This window comes from Marinobacter sp. tcs-11 (assembly GCF_002049515.1).
GTDB classification, from domain to species: domain Bacteria; phylum Pseudomonadota; class Gammaproteobacteria; order Pseudomonadales; family Oleiphilaceae; genus Marinobacter; species Marinobacter nauticus.
Window position 1 is genome coordinate 11310 of sequence record NZ_LLYU01000025.1, and the last position, 20316, is coordinate 31625.

The 20316-nt window shown below is 55.8% G+C and carries 21 protein-coding genes; 5 read left to right on the plus strand and 16 right to left on the minus strand.

From position 1 onward, the window contains the following. Nucleotide 1: 1 nt before the first annotated feature. Nucleotides 2–1882 carry a pyruvate kinase gene (locus ARC85_RS17665; protein ID WP_286715641.1) on the minus strand — a complete coding sequence of 627 codons (1881 nt, stop codon included), beginning with the start codon at nucleotides 1880–1882 and terminating at the stop codon, nucleotides 2–4. A gap of 612 nt (nucleotides 1883–2494) precedes the next feature. On the opposite strand from ARC85_RS17665, the gene ARC85_RS17670 reads away from it, so the two are divergent. Beyond that, nucleotides 2495–2986, plus strand: a complete 492-nt coding sequence (locus ARC85_RS17670) for a hypothetical protein (RefSeq protein WP_011786374.1) — start codon at nucleotides 2495–2497, stop codon at nucleotides 2984–2986. Nucleotides 2987–3002: 16 nt separating this feature from the next. Here ARC85_RS17670 and ARC85_RS17675 read toward each other — a convergent pair whose 3' ends face one another. Beyond that, nucleotides 3003–3908: a DMT family transporter gene (locus tag ARC85_RS17675; RefSeq protein WP_286715643.1), complete on the minus strand. Its 906-nt coding sequence runs from the start codon at nucleotides 3906–3908 to the stop codon at nucleotides 3003–3005. A gap of 123 nt (nucleotides 3909–4031) precedes the next feature. Here ARC85_RS17675 and ARC85_RS17680 point away from each other — a divergent pair, with 123 nt between their 5' ends. Further along, on the plus strand, nucleotides 4032–4961 hold the full coding sequence (locus tag ARC85_RS17680; RefSeq protein WP_286715645.1) for a helix-turn-helix domain-containing protein: 930 nt from the start codon (nucleotides 4032–4034) through the stop codon (nucleotides 4959–4961). A 21-nt stretch (nucleotides 4962–4982) separates the two neighbouring features. Here the strand turns inward: ARC85_RS17680 and mtgA are convergent, their stop codons facing one another. The 6 genes from mtgA to ARC85_RS17710 form a co-directional block, all read right to left on the minus strand. Continuing rightward, nucleotides 4983–5690: a monofunctional biosynthetic peptidoglycan transglycosylase gene (gene mtgA, locus ARC85_RS17685; protein ID WP_011786377.1), complete on the minus strand. Its 708-nt coding sequence runs from the start codon at nucleotides 5688–5690 to the stop codon at nucleotides 4983–4985. Between the two features lie 11 nt (nucleotides 5691–5701). Then, nucleotides 5702–7441, minus strand: coding sequence for an N-acyl-D-amino-acid deacylase family protein (locus ARC85_RS17690; protein WP_153740752.1), 1740 nt, complete (start codon nucleotides 7439–7441; stop codon nucleotides 5702–5704). A 77-nt stretch (nucleotides 7442–7518) separates the two neighbouring features. Further along, nucleotides 7519–8826, minus strand: a complete 1308-nt coding sequence (locus ARC85_RS17695) for an MFS transporter (RefSeq protein WP_286715648.1) — start codon at nucleotides 8824–8826, stop codon at nucleotides 7519–7521. A 17-nt stretch (nucleotides 8827–8843) separates the two neighbouring features. Further along, nucleotides 8844–9353: a hypothetical protein gene (locus ARC85_RS17700; RefSeq protein WP_199452400.1), complete on the minus strand. Its 510-nt coding sequence runs from the start codon at nucleotides 9351–9353 to the stop codon at nucleotides 8844–8846. After that, nucleotides 9353–9682, minus strand: a complete 330-nt coding sequence (locus ARC85_RS17705; protein ID WP_011786381.1) for an ElaB/YgaM/YqjD family protein — start codon at nucleotides 9680–9682, stop codon at nucleotides 9353–9355. Before ARC85_RS17705 ends, ARC85_RS17700 begins: the two co-directional genes overlap by 1 nt. Nucleotides 9683–9831: 149 nt before the next feature. Beyond that, on the minus strand, nucleotides 9832–11547 hold the full coding sequence (locus tag ARC85_RS17710) for a sensor domain-containing diguanylate cyclase (RefSeq protein ID WP_286715650.1): 1716 nt from the start codon (nucleotides 11545–11547) through the stop codon (nucleotides 9832–9834). A gap of 196 nt (nucleotides 11548–11743) precedes the next feature. On the opposite strand from ARC85_RS17710, the gene ARC85_RS17715 reads away from it, so the two are divergent. Further along, nucleotides 11744–13147, plus strand: a complete 1404-nt coding sequence (locus ARC85_RS17715) for an ethanolamine ammonia-lyase subunit EutB (protein WP_286715651.1) — start codon at nucleotides 11744–11746, stop codon at nucleotides 13145–13147. A gap of 2 nt (nucleotides 13148–13149) precedes the next feature. Further along, on the plus strand, nucleotides 13150–13974 hold the full coding sequence (gene eutC, locus ARC85_RS17720) for an ethanolamine ammonia-lyase subunit EutC (protein ID WP_278351425.1): 825 nt from the start codon (nucleotides 13150–13152) through the stop codon (nucleotides 13972–13974). A 6-nt stretch (nucleotides 13975–13980) separates the two neighbouring features. Here eutC and ARC85_RS17725 read toward each other — a convergent pair whose 3' ends face one another. From ARC85_RS17725 to ARC85_RS17740, 4 genes are all read right to left on the minus strand, one after another. Further along, nucleotides 13981–14367, minus strand: a complete 387-nt coding sequence (locus tag ARC85_RS17725) for a DUF2750 domain-containing protein (RefSeq protein ID WP_023009191.1) — start codon at nucleotides 14365–14367, stop codon at nucleotides 13981–13983. Between the two features lie 36 nt (nucleotides 14368–14403). Beyond that, complete coding sequence (locus ARC85_RS17730; protein ID WP_014422316.1) at nucleotides 14404–15042, minus strand: SDR family oxidoreductase; 639 nt, start codon at nucleotides 15040–15042, stop codon at nucleotides 14404–14406. Between the two features lie 68 nt (nucleotides 15043–15110). Beyond that, a complete protein-coding gene (locus tag ARC85_RS17735) occupies nucleotides 15111–15443 on the minus strand; it encodes a ribbon-helix-helix domain-containing protein (protein ID WP_011786387.1) in 333 nt (110 codons plus the stop codon). Between the two features lie 54 nt (nucleotides 15444–15497). Next, on the minus strand, nucleotides 15498–16079 hold the full coding sequence (locus tag ARC85_RS17740; protein ID WP_113880724.1) for a DJ-1/PfpI family protein: 582 nt from the start codon (nucleotides 16077–16079) through the stop codon (nucleotides 15498–15500). A 159-nt stretch (nucleotides 16080–16238) separates the two neighbouring features. Between ARC85_RS17740 and ARC85_RS17745 the strand changes: the two genes are divergently transcribed. Next, nucleotides 16239–16907, plus strand: coding sequence for a glutathione S-transferase family protein (locus tag ARC85_RS17745; RefSeq protein ID WP_114435461.1), 669 nt, complete (start codon nucleotides 16239–16241; stop codon nucleotides 16905–16907). A 24-nt stretch (nucleotides 16908–16931) separates the two neighbouring features. Here ARC85_RS17745 and ARC85_RS17750 read toward each other — a convergent pair whose 3' ends face one another. From ARC85_RS17750 to pdxR, 4 genes are all read right to left on the minus strand, one after another. Continuing rightward, entirely contained in the window at nucleotides 16932–17387 is a 456-nt protein-coding gene (locus ARC85_RS17750) for a GatB/YqeY domain-containing protein (protein ID WP_011786390.1), read from the minus strand. Between the two features lie 82 nt (nucleotides 17388–17469). Continuing rightward, nucleotides 17470–18207 carry a ZIP family metal transporter gene (locus tag ARC85_RS17755; RefSeq protein ID WP_023009196.1) on the minus strand — a complete coding sequence of 246 codons (738 nt, stop codon included), beginning with the start codon at nucleotides 18205–18207 and terminating at the stop codon, nucleotides 17470–17472. 26 nt (nucleotides 18208–18233) lie between these two features. After that, the gene (locus ARC85_RS17760; RefSeq protein WP_199452407.1) at nucleotides 18234–18689 is read right to left on the minus strand and encodes a DUF4112 domain-containing protein; all 456 of its coding nucleotides are present in this window, start codon (nucleotides 18687–18689) and stop codon (nucleotides 18234–18236) included. Nucleotides 18690–18746: 57 nt separating this feature from the next. Then, nucleotides 18747–20168: a MocR-like pyridoxine biosynthesis transcription factor PdxR gene (gene pdxR / locus ARC85_RS17765; RefSeq protein WP_031211335.1), complete on the minus strand. Its 1422-nt coding sequence runs from the start codon at nucleotides 20166–20168 to the stop codon at nucleotides 18747–18749. Nucleotides 20169–20316: the final 148 nt, after the last annotated feature.

Here is a 20316-nt window from a genome sequence, read left to right on the forward strand (position 1 = left end):
GTTACCGTCCGTTCTGGGCCAATCTCAGTGCCCTGAGTAGTGCCCTTTTTTTGGTTTGATGCTGTTCCATGCGCTTGAGAATGCTGTCGAGCACACCAAGCGCTTCGATAACGTGCGGCCCTTTGTTCAGCATGACGCACTCTGCACGGTGCGCCATGACTGCATCTGAAATCTCTGCGCGAGAGGGCATGCCTTTCTGAGCCAGGTTTTCTAGTACTTGAGTCGCCCAGATAACGGGTACATGGGCGGCTTCACACACTGACAATATCTCTTCCTGGACTTCTGCCAGTCGCTCATATCCACACTCAACAGCAAGATCGCCCCTTGCAATCATGACGCCCACCTTGGGTCGGCGCATAGCGGTCAGCAGCATAGAGGGCAAATTCTCAAATCCTCTTCGAGTTTCGATCTTGAGGACGATGCCTAAGTGATCCCCCTTTACCCGGGACAGTGCTTCGTCAAGCAATGTGACGTCATGTGCGGAGTTTAAAAATGACATCTGGACGGCATCTGCATGCTTCGCGATGAATGTCAGGTGGCTGATGTCGGTAGGCGTCAGAGAGCTGACGTTAAGCTGGCTATCCGGAAGGTTCATGCCTTTACCGGCTCTAAGTTTGCTGCCTTCTGGACGAGCGTGTTGGATTTTTACCCAGAATCGGTCTGTCTCTACTTTTTCAATGACACCACCAATTTTCCCGTCGTCAAACCAGACGCTCTCGCCCGGATGAACTTGAGAAACGACCTCGGGCATCGTGCAGCTTATCGTAGCGGGAGTAACAAGATTTCCCTGGGTGTCTAAATGCTTGGAATGTCCGGCAGTCAAGTCGGCCGTAACTACAAGACAATCGCCTCGGCGGAGGACTATAAACCCCGGTTGCTTGGGGACACTGGTAATCTTGGCTGTGATTTTCGGGCGTTGTTTTTCTTTCAGCTCAAGAGGCGTTCCGGGCACTACGTAACATGTTTTGATGCTCTCAACCCGGCATCCAAAGTCGCAAACTTCAACAACAGTCCATTTCCGGGACTTGTGGCGTGCATCAAGGAGCCGGATCTCATCAAATCTCTTGAGCTTTTGTAGAAAACTCTTTGGAACACCGAAAACAGTCTGGTTATCGCTAATTTCCGGTGCTGAACTTCCCTCCGGCACCAGCAGTATGCGCGCAGGGAAAACGGTGATTCCGTATTCATTACGTTTGGGGCGTACATGCACAACGTGCGGTCCGGGTTCGATCTCACCCGTGCGTATCTTCGGCCCACCCAAATCCATAAAAATCTGACAACTCTGTCCGAACTCCTCTTTTGCAGTTTGCAGATTATTGATCATCTCCAGCCAGGTTTCTGGGTCATCATGGGCGCAATTTATACGCATGCAATTCATCCCGGCTTTCAGCAAATCGCGAATGATTGAGGGATCTTGTGCCGATTCCGTTGGCATGGTGACCATTATCCGTACGTTTCTAGCTTCGGGCGTGGCCCCAAGTAGTTCTTTCGAATGCTGCAGCAGTAACCGGGGGCCATCCTGAATCGTGATCGTGGAAGTTTCGCCGCAATCTGCTTTTAGTGACTGTCCGAGTAGTAAGGAAAGTGTGCGGATGATGACGTCTAGTGTCGGCAGTACGCAGGATTCCGAACGACCCAATGAGGAAAATCCAAGCGTAACAAGGCGCTGCTGGAGCAGTCGGATATCCTGTCGGCGCAACGCGAGGTAATGCAGAAGGTTTTCGGCGCTTATACGATAGCCAGAGTCGAGTTCGTTGAGGCTAAATGGGGGTTGGGCAGCCATAGAGCAAAGGCTATCTCGAAGATTGGTGAGATCTTCCAGTAGCTCACCCATGTACTCAATCTCTGATGCAGTGAGGGCTCTCGGGATTATTTCGTCCATTTCTGGCCTCCCCTGCTGCATGAAGCTTCATGCGCGGAATGTTTTCGATGCGAGGCTGACTAAATTCCATACAGTAATAGAGTCGTCCTGAAATATGTCAGCGGTGTGACATTTTTGTTTCAGTGGTAACGACGCGGATTAAATTATTACCGTATTCGTGGAAGTGTTACGAAAAATGAGGTGCTTTCGCCATATTTTTATTGTGTAGCCATACGTCAACGACGAAATGCACGGCGCGAATCTGTCTGGAATAGGCGTGGAGGTAGCGAGTGAGCCGGGAGTTATCCCCAAATCCGAATGTTCGCTTTGCGACCGTAGCGTTTACTACGCCTTGAAAGCGCCGAGTTATGGTTTCAATAACCGCCTCCACAACCAGCGAAACAATGATCAAACAGCAAAGAGTTTTCCCACAGAATCTGTGGATAACTGTGTTGGCAACCCAAGGATAGCCGCTGTGAATGGCTCAACCACAAGGCCTGGCGATGAGCGGAGGTAAAATAATCAACTCGCCCTTTGCTTCAAGGTTACCGCGCTGTGTGCAACCTGTAATCGCAGCCTTTACGAAATATCCGTAGCCTGTCTCATCACATCCACAGGTCACGGTGAAAACGCATGCTCGACAGGTTGAGAAGTATTCCAGTACGCGGTTTGTTCGCCAGGCTGTTCTCCTGGTTGTTTTTCGGATTGGCCTTCGCTCTTGTGGCAGCAACCATCGTCGATGTTTTTGAGCTCCTGAACTCCGATGAGCCCTTGATGCAGGCCATGATTAATGGCGTTAACGGCAGCATAATCGCACTGGCCGTTTACGAACTGGCGATGGTGATCCGCTCGGAATACAGCGGCCGTTCAGAAACTCACGATATAGTGACTATGATGCGCCGCACCCTGCCCCGCTTCATCAGTACCGTTTGCGTGGCCATGTCGCTTGAAGGCCTGATCATGATCATCAAATACAGCCAGCTTGATTTGGCGGGGAATCTCGTTTATCCGGTTGCGATTATTGCGAGTACAGCATTGTTGTTGGCCGCACTAGGTGTGTTTTTAAAAATGGCCCCAAAAGAGATCGGTGCGAACGGGTGCGATGAGTCCTGCACGACAAAGTGAGCCCATAGCAACAGAGTCAGGTCCGTTGCTCGGGAACGCTGGTTGCGCTGACGCTCTGACGCTTGCCGGGACGAAACAACACATAGTTTCCCAATATGGCCAGCAGGGCGCCCAGCATAGCCGGCGTCGTCCACTCGAATCCCTCCAGCCAGGTGGAGACCGAAAGAGCGACAACCGGGAACAATACCGCGGCGTAGCCTGCATTGTCGGCGCCCAGCACCTGGATGACCGTAATGTAGCAGTAGAACGCCACAATAGAGCCGGGAACGGCAAGGAACACGGTCGCTCCCCAGAATACTGAGGTGGCAGGCAGCATCCACTCTACCCCCTGGATCAGGCACCACAATCCGAGAATAAGTGCTCCATAAACCATTGCCCAGGCATTGGCCGTAAACAACGGAACCCCTGCGGCCCTCACCTTCACGCTCACCAGGTTACCCATGGAAAACCAGAAGGTTCCAGCGACCGCAAACAGTATGCTCGCGCCAGTGGCATTGCCAAGTTGCAGGTCATGCCAGAACAGCAGCGCGACACCGGTCACACCAAGGGCCACGGCGGGGTAGAGCCTCGCTGTCGGTCTGGTTCGCAACCAGAGCCAACCGTTGAACGCGTTGAACAGTGCCGCCAGAGAAAACACGACCGCCAACAACCCACTGGTCATCGATTCGGCGGCCCGATAGATCAGGAGAAAATTCACGCTATATAGCGTCAGCCCTTGCAAAAAAAGCCAGCCATGCTGGCCAGGCGTCAACCTGCTCAGCCGCCGGGTAACGGCAAGAACCGCAAGTGCAACCACAGAAGCCATCACAAAGCGATAGAACACTGCCAAATCCACAGACGCAGATTCGACCTGCAGTCGAATCGCCGTCCAGGTCAGACCCCATATCAATACAGTCAGTCCATAATGGGCACTAATGGGCATGATTCAGAGGCTCCCAGTTAAATGGCAAGTTCGGGCGTCAGGTGGTCAGATTATGGAAACGAACGCGCGATAGCTTGTCAGATCCTGCGGAACCGTGGATGATTCTTGCGGAGGCCTTGCATTATGGACAACCCAACGACAACAAACCCGTCACCGCTGCAAGACAGACGGGGGCAGCTGGACATTGCCGACAGCCTTCGCACGGCGGGCGTTGCGCCGCAGAGAATGATGGACCTGGAGCATGGAAAAACCCTCGCCCAATGGCAGAACCGCGAGGGTGAGGTTCGCTACGAGCGCCCTCGTCATCACGCCCTGAGCATCTACATCGACAAGGGCCAGCAAGCCCAGCGGATGGTCAACGGAAAGGCGGTCAGCCGCGGCTTTCCCGGCGCCATGTGCCTGTTTCCTGCGGGCAGCCGCTCCATCTGGCAAATCGGCGGACAATTCGAGTTTTTCCATTTCTATTTCAATGATGTCGATGTCGCGCGATGTGCCAGTCAAACCTGGGATTCCGACCCGGATAAGATTCAACTGAACGAGTGCTACCACCGTGAGGATCCGATCCTGGCCCAGGCAGGTAAACTCCTGGTGCTTAGCGACTGGCAGGCACCCGGCCAGGCAATGGCGATGGATCACCTGGCACAGTGGCTCCTGCTACAGGTGGTCAGCCGACACGCCAGCGTCACCAAAGCACCTCCCGCAGTTACCGGGCAACTGTCCCATCAGTACCGGCGACTGTTACAGGAGCAGATTCATGCGGAACTGGACCAGCCTCTCACACTGTCGGAAATGGCCGGCTGGGTGAACCTCAGCCCCTACCATTTCGCAAGACTGTTCCGGGCCACGTTTGGCTGCGCCCCCTACCAATATGTACAGGAACAACGGCTCATCCGGGCACGCGATCATCTGCGACAATCAACCACAAAAATCACCGCCATCGCTCTCGCCTGCGGCTTCAACGACGCCAGCCAGTTCAGTCGGGCATTCAAAGCCCGGTTTGGTATGACCCCCTCCCAGTACCGGAGCGGGGCCCACTCATCAAAGAGCCGGTGAACCTTCAACAACGGTTTGGCATTACCTGCCAGCGTTGATTTCGGCGAGATACCCCGCCCTCGATAGCCGAGCCATCTGCCCCTCAATCCAGGCCACTCGTTCCTGGACGTAAGGCGTGGGCGAAAGCACGCTCAACACGTTCGGGTTAGGAAGGACTGCAGCGAGATGTGCCGCCTGGAGTGGCGACAGCACGCCCGCCGGAATTCGGTAGTAGGCGCGGCTGGCTGCCTGTACACCGTAGATGCCCGGTCCGAATTCTGCGATGTTCAGATAGACTTCAAGAATCCGCTGTTTAGGCCAGATCGCATCAATTGCCAGTGCCAGACCCGCCTCGATGGCTTTTCGGACAAAGCTTCGATCATTCCAGAGAAACAGATTCTTGGCCGTTTGCTGCGTGATGGTACTGGCACCTCGCAAGCCCTCTCCAGCCTGATATTCAGAGACCGCCTTATGAACAGCCTTGAAATCAACCCCGTGGTGCTCCGGAAATCGCTGGTCTTCACTGGCGATCACCGCCAGCGCCATCCATTCGGATACCTCAGATATTGGCACCCATTCGTGCTGCAAAGGCTCGCGGGCATCACCCATCTGATAACCCAGCATGAAGGCCGAGGTCGGAGGGTTCACGAACCTGAACAGCAGGATAATTGAAAACATCAGCACCAGTGCGGCTACAACTACCCAGAACATCAGCCGCAGTGACTTTCTAGCAAAAGAGGCCTTGGCCATAACCTGATTAATTACCTCGCCGGGATAAACTGTCCATAGCCCATTTCACGACCGAATGACGGCGAGAATTCCTCGTCGTCGACCGCCAGCCGTCCGTTGATCAGAACCGTTTTTACAATGCCGGGATTGCGATTGACCAAACGCTGCAGATCAAAGTTTTCCATCTCGCCCCAGTGCACCTGCTCAAGGTCCTGATTGAACCCCGCCGGATCAATAACCACAACATCGGCGCGGTCCCCTTCACGAATCTTGCCCGCATCCACACCGAACCAGTCGGCCTGATCTCCCGTCAACCGATGTACGGCTTGCTCCATGGTCATGATGGGGTCTCCGTCATTGATAGACTCATGAACGAGCTTGAGCATGCGCAGTGGCAGGTTGTAGAACGCCATATTCCGAATATGGGCGCCGGCATCACTGAAGGTAATCAGCGACCGGGGGTCTTTCACCAGGCGTTTGAGTACCTGTTTTCGATGGTTCCCGACGGTGGTGTACCAACGAATATTCCTGCCGAACTCCACCACCAGATCCAGGAACAGATCGACGACATGCACACCACGGACTCTGGCCACCTCTTCGAAATTCTTGCCGATCAGGGCTGCATCCGGGCAGTCGATAATCATGGCATCACCGAAATCCCTTTGCCACACCCGGGGGCTGAGCTTCTCACCATAGAACTTCCGGAATTGTCGACGGTACGACTCGTCTTTCAGGAGATCATTGCGTTCCACCGCATCTTTCAGGTCCAGCGCCATCTCACCGGCGCCAAACTCCTCGAAGAACACGACATCAATGCCATCGGCATACACGGTGAAGGGCGTCGGCAATACCTGCCAACGGAAGTCGCCCCGAAGCGCATTTGTCACCCGCGAGGTCAGTTTGGTCAGATTGGTCAGGTAAGCGCTGCCTTTGAGATCCATCTGACTGATCAGTGTTGTCTTGAGCGGTTGGCGCAACCACCCCAGACATTCACGCACGTACTGTAGGATCTGTAATGGCGTGGCCGCATTGGGCGCCCCCTGGTGCACGCGGTTGTAGGCCCGCACCAGTTTATTCAGGCGCGCAATCTCGCTCCAGCGCGCGTAGGTGCTGGGCAGGCTTTTGGACCACTCACGGTCGCCATCCACCTTGTCCCACTTCAGACACATGGTCGAAAGTCCCAGGAAGCCCTCATCCAATGCTTCCTTCAACAAGCGTTCCATGGTTTTCAACTCTTCCTCGGTAGGCTGTGTTGAGAGATCCGTTGCCCGACTGAGCCCCATCACCCCCACCCGCAAATCACTGTGCCCGAGAAAGCTGATAATGTTTGGGCCCAGAGGAACCTGACGAAGATGCTCCACCCATTGACGCGGCGTCGACCAGGTCTTGTGAGCTTTCAGAATTGGCAACACCCGCTCCCTGGGTACAGTCTCGACCCGCGTAAAGATATCCGAGGCATCCTCGTAGTCGCTGCACACCATGCTCAAGGAGCAGCTCCCCACCAGCACGGTTGTCACGCCGTGGCGCACAGATTCCGAGAGGCTTGGGCTTACCAGCAGCTCGGCATCGTAATGCGTGTGGGTATCGAGAAAACCTGGCATCACCCAAAGCCCGGAGGCATCGATCACGCGCTCGGCATCGTCATCAGCAATCGGATCGGCCGTCACACGGACAACCCGGCCATCCTTGATAGCAAGGTTGCGGGTAAACGAGAGTGCCCCGGTGCCGTCGAAATAGCGGCCGCCCTTGATGATGAAGTCATATCTGGCCATGGCAAAACGCCCCTCAGGATCTTGTTGTTGTGGGATGGCTATGAATCAGAATAGCCGAAGCTGGGGCAGATACCGTGTCAGTCCTCCGCTTTTCGGGCCTCAGTCGCAGGCACTTTCAGCATCAGCACAAACCCGATCAGCAGGAACAGCAAGATCGTACTCATGCCCCAACGCTGGCTGTCGGTAACCGACGTCACCCAACCCACCAGCAACGGGCCGGCAAACGCGGTTGCCTTCCCGGAAAAAGCGAACAGGCCGAACATCTGAGTCTGCAGATGCGGCGGGGCCACACGGGCCAGATGAGAACGGCTGGCCGATTGCAGCGGCCCCACGAAAATGCCCAGAATCATGCCCCATATCCAGAACGCGGTGGCCCCATCCACCACCAGAATTGCGAACGCACTGCAGCCCAGGCCCACCAGCGACAGCAGGATGGTATTGCGACCACCCAGGGCATCGTCAATCCAGGCAAAGCCCAGCGCGCCCAGCCCGGCAGTGACGTTCAGGGCAATGGCGAACTGCAGCACTTCCGTGGGACTCATGTTGAACGTGCCGGCAGCGTAGACGCCACCGAAGGTAAAAATCGTCGCCAGGCCATCGGTGTACAGCATCCTCGCAACCAGAAACCGCACGATGTCCCGGTATTGCCGCACATGAGCAATGGATTCTTTCAACTGGACCAGTCCAGCCCGCGTCGCAGCCCCCAGACTCAAACCGGTTGATGGCCGATCCGGGATAAAAAAGAAGGCCGGCAACGCAAACACCAGATACCACACCGCCACCAGAACAAAGGTTGCCCGCACATGCTCTGCGGCGTCTCGATCAAGGTTAAAAAACGTACCGTCCGCTTCAATAAAGCCATAGAGAGCCACCACCAGACTGGCGATACCGCCCACATATCCCAGCCCCCAGGCCCAGCCAGACCAACGCCCTGTTCGCTCCGGCCGAGCCAGATCCGGCAACATCGAGTTATAGAAGATGAAAGCGAACTCAGCCCCGAGTGTACCCAACCCCACCCACAGAGCGGCCGTCCAGAACTGACTCTGATCCGGCGTCACCGTCCACAACATGGCCGACGAAACCACACACAGGAGTGTAAAACTGATCAACCAGGGTTTGCGCCGGCCTGACTGATCGGCAATAGCACCGAGAATTGGAGCAAGTATGGCAATCACCACCCCAGCTATACCAACGATGTTGCCCCATGCCCGCGTGCCCGCCACTTCATCCTGAATCACCGAGACGCTGAAGTACTGGGCGAAGACAAACGTAAGAATGATCGTAAAGAAGGCACTGTTTGCCCAGTCGTAGAGCGCCCAAGACCAGAGTGCGCGTTTATTCTCAGGCGCACCAGGTAGGCTGGACTGTAATGGTGATGGTGGCATGTCTTGCTCTTGGTCTGTTACTGCGTTGTTTCCGACGGGCTATCGGAAGGTTGTGAGCCAGGCATATGCTCAGGCTTGGAAGCACGTTCAGCTTCGGCTTCCTTCATCAAAACCATACCGCCCTGAAGCAACAGAGACTTCAACCGGGGATCTCCCTGTTCGGCGATGCCCAGCACAAAAGCAATAGACGCCGATTCCAGAGGGTTCTTTCGAATCAGGTTCCTTAAAGATTCTACCGGCGATGACATGCCTGAACTTTCGCCGGAATCGGCCTGTCCGTGAGACCTGGCCGGCCGTGTCATACGATAGAAAAAAAGCACTAACAGGAAAATGCAGAAAAAGCCCGTCACGGCCATAGCACCGGCTTCACCCAGCACAGGAGCCAGGGCCAGCGTGGCGGCGTTGACGAGCATGTAAAAACCGGTAATGAGCAGGGCCACCAGCAAAACCAGCGCCAGCAGTAAACCCAGAACTGCCGCGACTACCTTGCGCAGCGCGCCCTGCAACCAGGCCGAGTCAGGCATCATCAGCGATCCAACAAGCGACCCACCAACAACCCGGCCAGAAACATAAGAACAATACTGAGGAATGGACGCTCCTCAATTTTGTGTTCCACGTTTTCCACCGCTTTGCCGCTGACATCCTTTGCGCGATCAAGGGCTTCATCGCCCCGCCGCTTTACCTGGTCAAACGCTTCCCGGCTTTCGCGGCGTATCTCGTCTCGGAGATGACTGATGTTGTTCTTCTGGCCTTCAGCGACGCTTCTGGTCAGCTTGGCCATATCTTCCTGAAGACGGCGCAGATCCTCACGTACCTGTTCGTACTCATTTTGTTGACCGGATTTCGCTTCCATCATCTTGCCTCCTTATCAGTATGATTACTGCTATTTCGGCTATGGCTGCGTGTATCCAAAAGCAACCACGGTCACTCCAACTCTAGCACAGGGTTCAAACAACGTGATTAGCGCTTCTTAATGTGCGGGACGCCATTGGAGGATCTCCACCCTCAGGTGGGTAGGGCCTTGCCTGCCGGACCATCATAGCCACAAACCCGGTTGCGGCCCCCGGCCTTGGCTTCATACAGTGAACGGTCGGCCCGCTTGACCGCCCCCTCCACAGATTCCAGAAGGGGGTTTACCTCAGCCACACCGACACTTACTGTGACTTGAACCACCAACCCATCGCCTCCATCAATGATCATGGCTTCGACAGCGCTCCTGATACGTTCAGCACAGCCAAACGCCTCTGCCAGATCCGCACCCGGCAGGAGAATGACGAATTCCTCACCACCGAAGCGCGCGACCAGATCCCTGTCCCGGCTGAACTGACGAAATACGGAGGCAACTTCTACCAGAACCAGGTCGCCCACATTGTGGCCATGGGTGTCATTGACCGCTTTGAAATGATCGATATCAATGGCAATAACCGACAACGGCTCACCCGAGGTCCGGGCCTGTTCCAGCACGTACTCTCCCTCTGCCATGAAATACCGGCGATTGAAGAGCCGTGTCAGAGGGTCCGTCGAGGCCTGGCGTTTCAGCTCATCCTGCTTTGACCGGATATCCTCCAACACCTTGATCCTGTAAGAAATAATGAAAGCCAGGGTGAGCGCTTCCAGAACTATACCAATACCGACTCCATGACTATTGATATAGTTCGGTTGAACCAGACCTTTGTAGTACAGAACGGCAAACCCGTTGAACACCACAAAAAAGGTGTGACCAACAAGGAAGAATTTGACCAGAGGGTGCCCCTTCCTGAACAGCGAAATGCTCACGGAGAAGGTCACTACCATCATCAGGGCGGCAAGACTGCTGGCAGGCTTCAGGGCCGTCGCGATATCAAACAGGCCGTAAACAAACGTCACCACCAGCAATGCCAGCATACCTTGAAGCACGCGATGTTCGGTTCGGAAATACTCATGTGTTTCGAAAATGGCCATCATGAACAACAGCAGGAAAATCGGCATGGTTATCAACGAGAGATTCAGGACAAACACTGCGTCGCCGTAAGCGTTGAACGCCTTCGCCACCAAACCGTAAGACAGCGCGATCCAGACCAGGCCTGAAATCAGATAGAGTGAGTAGTAAATGTTTTCCTTCTTGCTGGTGGCGAAATACAAAAGGCCGTTATAGAAGACCAGCGCCAGCATCATCCCCACCATAAGGGCAATATCGAGGTGCCCCCCGGCCAGCGCCCGCCGGGAATTCTCGTCATCGTATACCTTCAACGAGAACCACTGGTGTGAGTATGCGTGACTGCGCACATACACAACCGTCGTTTTCCCGGCTTGCAGTTCGAACGGGTACACCAGTGTTCCCCGATACATGGCAGGGTGGGCGTCAGCCTCATTGAGGTTAACGGAAAGTCGATTGACGACGCGTGAGGAGCGCTCTTCAACAATATCGATTGAACGAACGTGATAAGCCTTGGGAAGGTGCAGAAACAGCGAACGGTCATCAGAACCTGAGTTGTGTAATGAAACCCGATACCAGGTCACCGCCGCCCGGGTACCGAGGGTGGTGGTGCTCATGGTCTGGTCGAAAGACTCAAGCCGAACGGTTTCGTAGTCTTTCGTTTGCGATCCATCAATGAAGTATTCGATGGGAAAGTCTGTCAGCGCCACACCTTGCTCTCCCGGCGCAACCGATTCCAGAGCAAGGGCGGGGAGAGAAACAAGCGACAGCATCAACACAACGAGCAGCAAACGGCCAAGCGCCATTGAGGGTTTCCTTACACCTGCAGGGGTTCCAAGTCTAGCACCTGTCGCAATTCAAGGCAGTAGAACCTTAGACCGAGTCAGTTGCCCAATCGGTTGGCAAATTGAGAGACAGCATCCGCTTCAAGAAACTACAGTGTAGTTAAAGGAATTTGATGCGGGCATGCCAGAGTCGCCCCCGGGATTAAAGGAGAAGACCATGAGTGGCCAGTACACGTACCGTATGGGATTTCAGACCATGGATTTCAGGGACCTGGGGACCTTGATGGCAAAGGCAACGCCAGAGCGCTCAGGCGATCATCTCGCCGGCGTTGGCGCAGCGTCGGCTGAAGAGCGGGTACTGGCACAAATGTGTCTGGCCGACCTGCCACTCAAGACATTTCTGACCGACGCCCTGATTCCCTATGAAACGGATGAGGTAACCCGCCTGATCATGGACTCTCATGACGCCGCCGCCTTCGCCCCCGTTTCTCACCTGACGGTTGGCGATTTCCGGAACTGGCTTCTGAGCGATAACGCCTCGCCGGAGGTGCTGGCACGACTGCGTCCCGGTCTGACGCCGGAAATGGTGGCGGCGGTCAGCAAGCTCATGCGCAACCAGGATCTGATCCTGGTTGCGCAGAAATGCCAGATAACCACGGCATTCCGAAACACCGTCGGGTTGCCGGGGCGCCTTTCCACCCGGCTGCAACCGAACCACCCTACAGATGACATGGCAGGCATCGCCGCCAGCATTCTTGATGGCCTGCTTTATGGCAATGGCGACGCCGTCATCGGCATTAATCCAGCGACCGATAACGTGGCTCAAACCAAGCGGCTACTGACCATGGTCGACGAAGTAATCCAGCGCTACGACATTCCAACTCAGTCTTGCGTGCTTACGCACGTGACCAACACCCTCGAAGCCATCGAACAGGGGGCGCCCGTAGATCTGGTTTTTCAGTCTATAGGCGGCACCGAAGCCACCAACCAGAGTTTCGGATTCAGCCTCGCCACCCTGAAAGAGGCCCAGGAAGCCGCTCTGAGCCTGAAACGCGGGTCCGTCGGCCAAAACGTAATGTACTTTGAAACCGGTCAGGGTAGCGCCCTCTCCGCCAATGCTCACCACGGCCTTGACCAGCAAACCTGCGAGGCCAGGGCCTACGCGGTCGCCCGCCATTTTGACCCGCTGCTGGTGAATACGGTGGTCGGCTTTATCGGCCCGGAATATCTCTATGATGGCAAGCAGATCACCCGGGCAGGCCTGGAGGATCATTTCTGCGGAAAGCTGCTCGGGCTGCCGATGGGTTGCGACATCTGCTACACCAACCACGCCGAAGCCGACCAGAATGATATGGATATCCTGCTGACGCTGCTCGGAGTCGCCGGGTGCACATTCATCATGGGCATTCCAGGGTCAGATGACATCATGCTCAATTACCAGACCACGTCATTCCACGACGCCCTTTACGCCCGCCGTGTGCTCAACCTGAAACCGGCACCGGAGTTCGAGCAATGGTTGCGTGCCATGCAGATTTTCGAGGATTCGGATCGGGTGGCGCTGAATAACGACATACCAGCGGCCTTCCGCCACAGCCTCTCCGGCCCGCGAAGGAGAGCATAACCATGACCGACTCAAAGTTCCCGATCGTCGTTCACAACCCCTGGCGAGGTCTGCGCCAGTGCACCCCAGCCCGCATCGGCCTTGGCAGGGCGGGCGTCAGCCTCCCCACAGCAGAGCTTCTTGAGTTTCAGCTGGCACATGCCCGCGCCAGGGATGCCGTGCACCATCCACTGGATATTGAGCAGTTGATCGTCGAATTTCAGCAGATACCCGAGATGTCGGCCCTGGGCCCACCGATTCAACTTCAGAGCCAGGCACCAGACCGGGCCTGCTACCTGCAAAGGCCGGATCTGGGGCGTGTTCTGAGCGAATCATCCAGCAGCCGTCTACAATCGTCGAAAACAGGCTCTGCTGAGCCCCCTGATCTGGCCATAGTGATCGCCGACGGACTGTCAGCCAGAGCCGTGCAGCAAAACGCCCCGGCGTTCATGCGCAGCTTCCTCCGGAAACTGGCCCATGACGGCCCTGAGTGGCGGGTTGCAACACCTCTGCTGGTAGAACAGGGGCGCGTAGCGATTGGCGACCACATAGGTCAGGTGCTCCAGACACAACAAGTGGTGGTACTGATCGGCGAGCGACCGGGGCTCAGCTCACCCGACAGCCTCGGCGTCTACCTTACTCATCATCCCGAGCCGGGGCTGCCAGATGCCCGCCGCAACTGCGTATCCAATATCCGCCCTGCCGGACTGGGGGTGGAACAGGCGAGCGAGAAAGTGATCTACCTTCTTAAGGAAGCCAGGCGACTGGGCACCTCAGGGGTCGCCCTGAAGGATCGAAGCGAAGAAGTGGAACTGACCGTTTCAGAGAGGGGGAATTTTCTGGTGTAGCCGGGATCAGAAAGATCCCGACAACACTTCCTGAAGATCCTGCTTCAGCTCTTCCGGCTGCGTTATCCATAGCTCACTGTCGGCGCCCGGAAAAACACCCACCTCAAGCCCGTCACGGCTTAACCCGGGCACCCACTTTTTGAAGAAGTCCGGCAATGAAATCGCTTTGGGGCTCAAGTCACCCGAAGGCCCTGCATAATCTGCTGCAAAGTCCTCAGCGGGCCACACAGGGAGATACCCGACGCCATCTTCCTCCGAGACAATTTTGAGAAACTGGTTATCGCCATTGACCAGTATCCAGAGCTCACGCTCTTCCACCACAGCATCCAGAAAATAGTCATAGCGTTCTTCGCCATCCATTTCCAGAATCGAGGCTAACGGGTTATCGCTCATTGCGGCTCTCTTGTTGATCATGCCGGCGGATGCGGCTTACAGGTTCGCCAGCGCATCACGCACCGGCACATCTCCAGACACTACATCAAAAACGCAATTGCCGGTATTGTCAGAATCCAGCACAGCCAACAGAACCCGGGCAACGTCCTGGCGAGGAATCTCTCCGAACGCGTCCAGTCGCTCGCTGACAGACACCTTACCGTTGCCATCGTCATTGGTAAGTCGGCCAGGGCGCACAATGGTGTAATTCAGACCACTGCTTTTCAGGTGTTCATCGGCATTACGCTTGGCACGCAGGTAATGCTGAAGCTTTTCAGGGCCTTTTTCGGGCTCTTCAGCTCGCATACTGCTGACCATGATGAAACGTTTGATGCCCATGGCCTTGGCGGTATCCACGAGGCGAATCGCGCCATCCTGATCCACATCTACTGTCTTGTCCGGACCAGTATGGGGGCCGGACCCGGCAGTAAAGATAACGGCGTCACAGCCCCGCATGGCTTCGCTGCAATCCTGCTCCAGGTCGCCAATCACCGTTTCCGTGGCACCAAGCTGCTGCAACTCCGGCCCCTGGTCTGCGTGGCGAACCAGTGCTCGTGCCTCATGCTTGCTATCCGCGATTTCCTGTAATAGAAAACGCCCGATCTGCCCGTTGGCTCCGGCAATGAATACATGCATGGGGTGCCTCCCCTGTCTGTTGTGTGAAATGAACCTACCCTACTAGCTGCGCCCGGACGGCGGATAATTCAAGGGACCGACGCGACCCGGGACTGGGCCTTACCCGATGAATGAGCCGTTATCAGGGGAACGGGACGGGCTTCGCGCTGCGCCAGATAGCGTGTGCAGCTTACACGGAGAAAGGAGGCGAAGTTCTCTACTTCACCTCTCAGTTCCATCACCTCTTCGTGGAGTTTGGTGATGAGCTGATTGGTGGTCATGCCGTCCACTTCGGCAATCTCCCGGAGAATATCCCAGAACTGGTTCTCAAGCCGAAGCGTTGTGACCACCCCCCGGATACGGAGAGAACGGGACCGACTTTCAAACAGGATCGGGTCGGCTTTCACATAGAGTTCACACATGGAGTCCGTCTCCTGTGATAACGGCAGCCTCCCGCGGAGGCTGCCGGGTTAAGACTAGATCGAGATCTGAGCACCAAGCAGTTTAGCAAACGCTGACAGCCATGCCGGATGAGCAGGCCAGGCCGGAGCCGTCACCAGGTTGCCCTGAACGTGTGCCTGATCGACCGGAATGTCCATGTAGCGACCACCGGCCATCTTTACGTCCGGCCCGCAGGCCGGATAGGCGCTGCACTCGCGCCCCTCCAGCACTCCAGCGGCAGCCAGAATCTGGGCGCCATGACAAACCGACGCAATGGGTTTGCCCGCGTTGTTGAACGCCTGCACGATCTCAATCACCCGCTCATTCAGGCGCAGGTACTCCGGGCCCCGACCACCGGGAATCACCAGCCCAGCATAGTCATCAACCTGAACCTTATCGAAATCGTAATTGAGCGCGAAGTTATGACCCGGCTTTTCGGTGTAAGTCTGGTCACCTTCGAAATCATGGATGGCGGTTTTCACGCTGTCGCCGGATTTCTTTTCCGGGCAAACCGCGTGTACTTCGTAGCCCAGCATGGTCAGTGCCTGGAACGGCACCATGGTCTCGTAGTCTTCGGTGAAATCGCCGGCCAGCAGCAACAGTTTTTTATTCGACATGTTCATTCCTCCCTGTTTGATCAACAATGCATATCCATCATGCGCCACTTTCAACAGGGATAGGTAACAGCGGAATACTACATTTCGAGTGAACCAATCAGCCTTTTTCAGCCTACTGTACTACCCTGACCACTTATAAAACGGGAACGGAGCTTCCGAATGATCACAGTTCACCACCTCAATAATTCACGTTCACAACGCATTCTCTGGATGCTGGAAGAACTGGGCGTACCCTACGAGATCCAGCGCTATGAGCGCGACCCTGAAACCATGCTGGCTCCAGCCAGTCTCAAGAAGGTGCACCCGCTCGGAAAGTCGCCGGTCATCACCGACGGAAATCTGGTGGTTGCCGAATCCGGTGCCATCATCGAATATCTGGCGCACACCTATGGTAAAGACACCATGCTGCCCGAAGCCGGAGGCCAACAGTGGCTGGATTACACCTACTGGATGCACTATGCCGAGGGTTCACTGATGCCACCGCTGGTCATGCGCCTGGTGTTTGAAAAGGTGAAGACCAGCCCAATGCCGTTCTTTATCAAGCCGATCGCCAAAGGAATTTCGGACAAAACCAACCAGATTTTTATCGGCCCGATGATCAAGACCCACCTGGACTTCGTGGAGTCACAACTGGCCAAAAACACCTGGTTTCTTGGGGAACAGCTGAGTGCGGCGGATATTCAGATGAGCTTTCCTCTGGAGGCGTCCGTCGCCAGGGGCATCGTTGGTAACGACAGGCCAAACATCAAGGCATGGGTAGCGCGGGTGCATGCGCGCCCCGCGTACCAGAGAGCACTGGAGAAAGGTGGAGACTACGACTTCGCCTGACCAGGCCGCGGTCCCAGCGCTGGCTTAGCCCGCCAGCGCAGCTCGAACTTTCTTGCTCAGATGCCCCATATCCACCCGGCCGAGCACCTGAGGCTTGAGTTCATTCATCACGTTTCCCATGTCCTGCATACCGGAGGCTCCCGTCGCGTTAATGGTTTCGCGGATAAGCGCATCCAGATCGTCCTCAGACAGCGCGGCAGGCATAAACTCCTCGATGATCACCATCTCCGAGCGCTCTTTGTCTGCCAGTTCGCCCCGGCCTGCGTCATCATATTGTGCAGCGGCGTCCCGGCGCTGTTTCAACATCTTGTCCAGCACCTTCAGAACATCGTCATCAGTGAGTTCCCGGCGCTCGTCGACCTCAATCTGCTTCACCGCAGCCTGAGCCATACGTAGCGTCACCAGGCGATCTTTGTCCTTGCTCCGCATTGCGTCCTTGACTGCGCTGGAAAGTTTTTCCTTAAGTGATGTATCCGCCACGGTTAATCTCCTGTTCTGGGAAAATAAAAAGTAAACAACGCATAAAGGACAGAATGATAGCCAAACTACGCCGGAACGTCCCCTATCCGGATAACGCCACCTCTCCCATCACCCCAAGCAGGAAGCCCGCAAGCGCCCCCAATGGTGGCGCCCAGTGTTTTTTCAGGCGTACCTGAGGCGCTATGTCCTGGAAAATGATGTAGAGAATACCCCCTGCCGCAAACAGCATGATGCCGGATACCACACTCGGGGCATCCGACAGCAGAAAGTAACCAAGGGCACCGGCCACCGGCCCAAGCAACGCCATCAGCGCCAGGGCACCCACAATCTTCAATCCTCGATAATGGGTCGCGTCCACCAGTTCCCGATAGGAGTTAAAGCCCTCGGGAATATTCTGCAACGCAATGATGCCGGCCAGCAGAATTCCGCCCTCACTGGACACCGAGAAAGTGGCGCCGAGGGCCATGGCTTCCGGCACAAAATCCGAAAGCATGGCCACCAACTGGCTCGCCGGTGTGCCGTTGGCAGCCAGCCATCGATCCAGAAGCATAAAGCTGATACCGCCTCCGGCAAAACAGACAACGATGCCCACCATGGACAAGTTAGCCGTCCCTTCTGGCACCAGTACCAGCGCAACAGCCGCCAGCAGCGCGCCACCGCCAAACGCGATCACACTGTGCCGCACCTCGGTTTCCAGCCAGCGCGGGTGAATACGCTCCACCGATGCCAGTGCTGCGCCCACAGGCATTGCAAGACCGGCCATCAATGTCAGTAGTAGTATCTGCATAAGGCCATTGGCCTGAAGTGCGTCCAGCATCATGCTCTATCCATAGTCAGTTCGGGTGTTCAAAGAATGAGTGACAAACCACCGGTTATAACCGCAAACAGGATCGACAAGCCAATCAGCGTTCCCCAGGGGAACGGCGGTGGCGGTGGTTCAATCGCCAATTGCTTCTCAAGATAGTTTCTCAGCAGTCTGGTATTGCGAGTATTCGCCTTATACACGGCATCAAAGGCATCTCCCACCACCGGCAACAGGCCACCCAGGAAATCGATGACCATATTTCTGAGCATTCTTAACTTCACAGCCTTGCTGGCGCCCGCCCGTTGCGCTTCTACCAGCACATAGCCCGACAGGATCAGGCCAGCCATATCACCAACCACCGGTAACAGCCCGATGATGGCCTCTATGCCAATCCGGAACCTGGTAAATGGAAGGCCGATGTTGCTGTCCATGAGGCGACTGAACCGGTCAAGACGATTCAGAATGGCGCGCTGTCTCGCCTCGGATGGTGTTGTCATGCTGCTTCCCTTTGCTATTCCGACGGATTTTGAGTCAATTACAAGCTGCGGTTACATTCAGGTTAACGCGCTTCTGAGGATGCTGACGCAATCCTCCATTTCCCGCTCACTGGCACTGGCAAACCCCATGACCAGACCGGATGATGCGGTATCTCCGATGTAGTGCGCACTCAAGGGCGTGCTGCCAAAGCCTTGTTTCCTCAGCCATCCACTCAAGGCTGAGTCATCAAACCGGCCTTCAAGCACCAGATGCATACCCGCACTCTCGGCCACAGGGTGCACCAGATCCCCGAGTTTCCTCTGCACCGCGTCCTGGAAGTACTGCCACTTGTCCCGATACAACTGACGCATCCGGCGAACGTGTCGAACGAACTGGCCACTCTCCATAAACTCGGCAATAGTGGCCTGAATCAGCAAGGGCGTTTCGCCACCACCGACCTGTTTGGCCCAGAGCACCGGCTCCACTACTTCCTCCGGAAGAACGACATATCCCACTCTTAATGCCGGCAGCAGCGTTTTGCTGAAACTTCCCACGTACAGTACCGGCGCATTGTCGAACATACCCTGCACCGCCGCAAACGGCTTGTTGAAGAAATGAAATTCGCTGTCATAGTCGTCTTCCACTATCCAGCAATCGTTCTGCCGAGCCCACTGCACCAGGGCCATCCGTTGGGAGAGGTCCAGAATCCCCCCCATGGGATATTGATGGGTGGGGGTGCAGAACAGCAACCTGGCGGAGCCCAGATGTGGCAACGCGGTCACATCAAGAACCTGATTTTTCAGGGGAATGGGCACCAACGGATTGCCAAGGCGCCCCAACGCATTGCGGGCACCTCGATAGCCCGGATTCTCGCATAGGACACGATCGCCGGGACTCAGAAACACATCCGCCAGCAACGACAAGGCCTGCTGCGCACCATTGGTGATCACAATCTGATCGGCATGGCAACGCACGCCACGCGACGTTCGGAGGTAGTTCGCAATGGCCGTCCGCAGCGGCAGGTAGCCCTGAGTGCTGTCATAACCGCGAAGCCCCCGCCGGCTTTCCTGATGGTGCAGCACGCGGTTCCAGGCGTTGACGGGAAAGGCGTCCAGATCCGGCAGGCCGGGCTGAAATGGCAAGCAGGCATCTTCCGCTCTGCGGGGAGTCCCACGCACCCTGTCTGGCAGTGAAGGCAGTCGGAAACTCCCGCCAGAGGGTATTTTCAATTTTTTCCCAGCCGGTTCGATAGCCGACCCGATATCCTCGTGAACGAATACTCCCCTACCTGCATGGCTCTGAAGGAAGCCTTCTGCTTTCAACTGATCGTAGACCGCATTCACTGTGTTCCGACTGACGCCAAGATCCTCCGCCATTTGGCGACTGGACGGCAACCGGTATCCCGGAGGATAGCGTTGAGCCAGAATCCGATCAGCCAACTGTCGATAGAGCTGAAGCTGCAGAGATTGGTCAGCATCAAACCGAATATCATCAATCACAACCACTGGTCCTATAAAAAAACACAATCTGGGTCTTTTGAGGGTATCAGAAGTGACGTGAAATAGAACGCAACTGTCCAATCCACAGCCTTGAGGACCACCGAATGAATCAGCCAAATACTCAACAAGCCTCACCTCTCACGTCCTG

What these genes read in the sequence shown, in the direction of transcription:
- ARC85_RS17665 (WP_286715641.1), bottom strand. Translation starts at nt 1,882, where the DNA reads ATGGACGAAATAATCCCGAGAGCCCTCACTGCATCAGAGATTGAGTAC.
- ARC85_RS17670 (WP_011786374.1), top strand. Translation starts at nt 2,495, where the DNA reads ATGCTCGACAGGTTGAGAAGTATTCCAGTACGCGGTTTGTTCGCCAGG.
- ARC85_RS17675 (WP_286715643.1), bottom strand. Translation starts at nt 3,908, where the DNA reads ATGCCCATTAGTGCCCATTATGGACTGACTGTATTGATATGGGGTCTG.
- ARC85_RS17680 (WP_286715645.1), top strand. Translation starts at nt 4,032, where the DNA reads ATGGACAACCCAACGACAACAAACCCGTCACCGCTGCAAGACAGACGG.
- mtgA (WP_011786377.1), bottom strand. Translation starts at nt 5,690, where the DNA reads ATGGCCAAGGCCTCTTTTGCTAGAAAGTCACTGCGGCTGATGTTCTGG.
- ARC85_RS17690 (WP_153740752.1), bottom strand. Translation starts at nt 7,441, where the DNA reads ATGGCCAGATATGACTTCATCATCAAGGGCGGCCGCTATTTCGACGGC.
- ARC85_RS17695 (WP_286715648.1), bottom strand. Translation starts at nt 8,826, where the DNA reads ATGCCACCATCACCATTACAGTCCAGCCTACCTGGTGCGCCTGAGAAT.
- ARC85_RS17700 (WP_199452400.1), bottom strand. Translation starts at nt 9,353, where the DNA reads ATGATGCCTGACTCGGCCTGGTTGCAGGGCGCGCTGCGCAAGGTAGTC.
- ARC85_RS17705 (WP_011786381.1), bottom strand. Translation starts at nt 9,682, where the DNA reads ATGATGGAAGCGAAATCCGGTCAACAAAATGAGTACGAACAGGTACGT.
- ARC85_RS17710 (WP_286715650.1), bottom strand. Translation starts at nt 11,547, where the DNA reads ATGGCGCTTGGCCGTTTGCTGCTCGTTGTGTTGATGCTGTCGCTTGTT.
- ARC85_RS17715 (WP_286715651.1), top strand. Translation starts at nt 11,744, where the DNA reads ATGAGTGGCCAGTACACGTACCGTATGGGATTTCAGACCATGGATTTC.
- eutC (WP_278351425.1), top strand. Translation starts at nt 13,150, where the DNA reads ATGACCGACTCAAAGTTCCCGATCGTCGTTCACAACCCCTGGCGAGGT.
- ARC85_RS17725 (WP_023009191.1), bottom strand. Translation starts at nt 14,367, where the DNA reads ATGAGCGATAACCCGTTAGCCTCGATTCTGGAAATGGATGGCGAAGAA.
- ARC85_RS17730 (WP_014422316.1), bottom strand. Translation starts at nt 15,042, where the DNA reads ATGCATGTATTCATTGCCGGAGCCAACGGGCAGATCGGGCGTTTTCTA.
- ARC85_RS17735 (WP_011786387.1), bottom strand. Translation starts at nt 15,443, where the DNA reads ATGTGTGAACTCTATGTGAAAGCCGACCCGATCCTGTTTGAAAGTCGG.
- ARC85_RS17740 (WP_113880724.1), bottom strand. Translation starts at nt 16,079, where the DNA reads ATGTCGAATAAAAAACTGTTGCTGCTGGCCGGCGATTTCACCGAAGAC.
- ARC85_RS17745 (WP_114435461.1), top strand. Translation starts at nt 16,239, where the DNA reads ATGATCACAGTTCACCACCTCAATAATTCACGTTCACAACGCATTCTC.
- ARC85_RS17755 (WP_023009196.1), bottom strand. Translation starts at nt 18,207, where the DNA reads ATGATGCTGGACGCACTTCAGGCCAATGGCCTTATGCAGATACTACTA.
- ARC85_RS17760 (WP_199452407.1), bottom strand. Translation starts at nt 18,689, where the DNA reads ATGACAACACCATCCGAGGCGAGACAGCGCGCCATTCTGAATCGTCTT.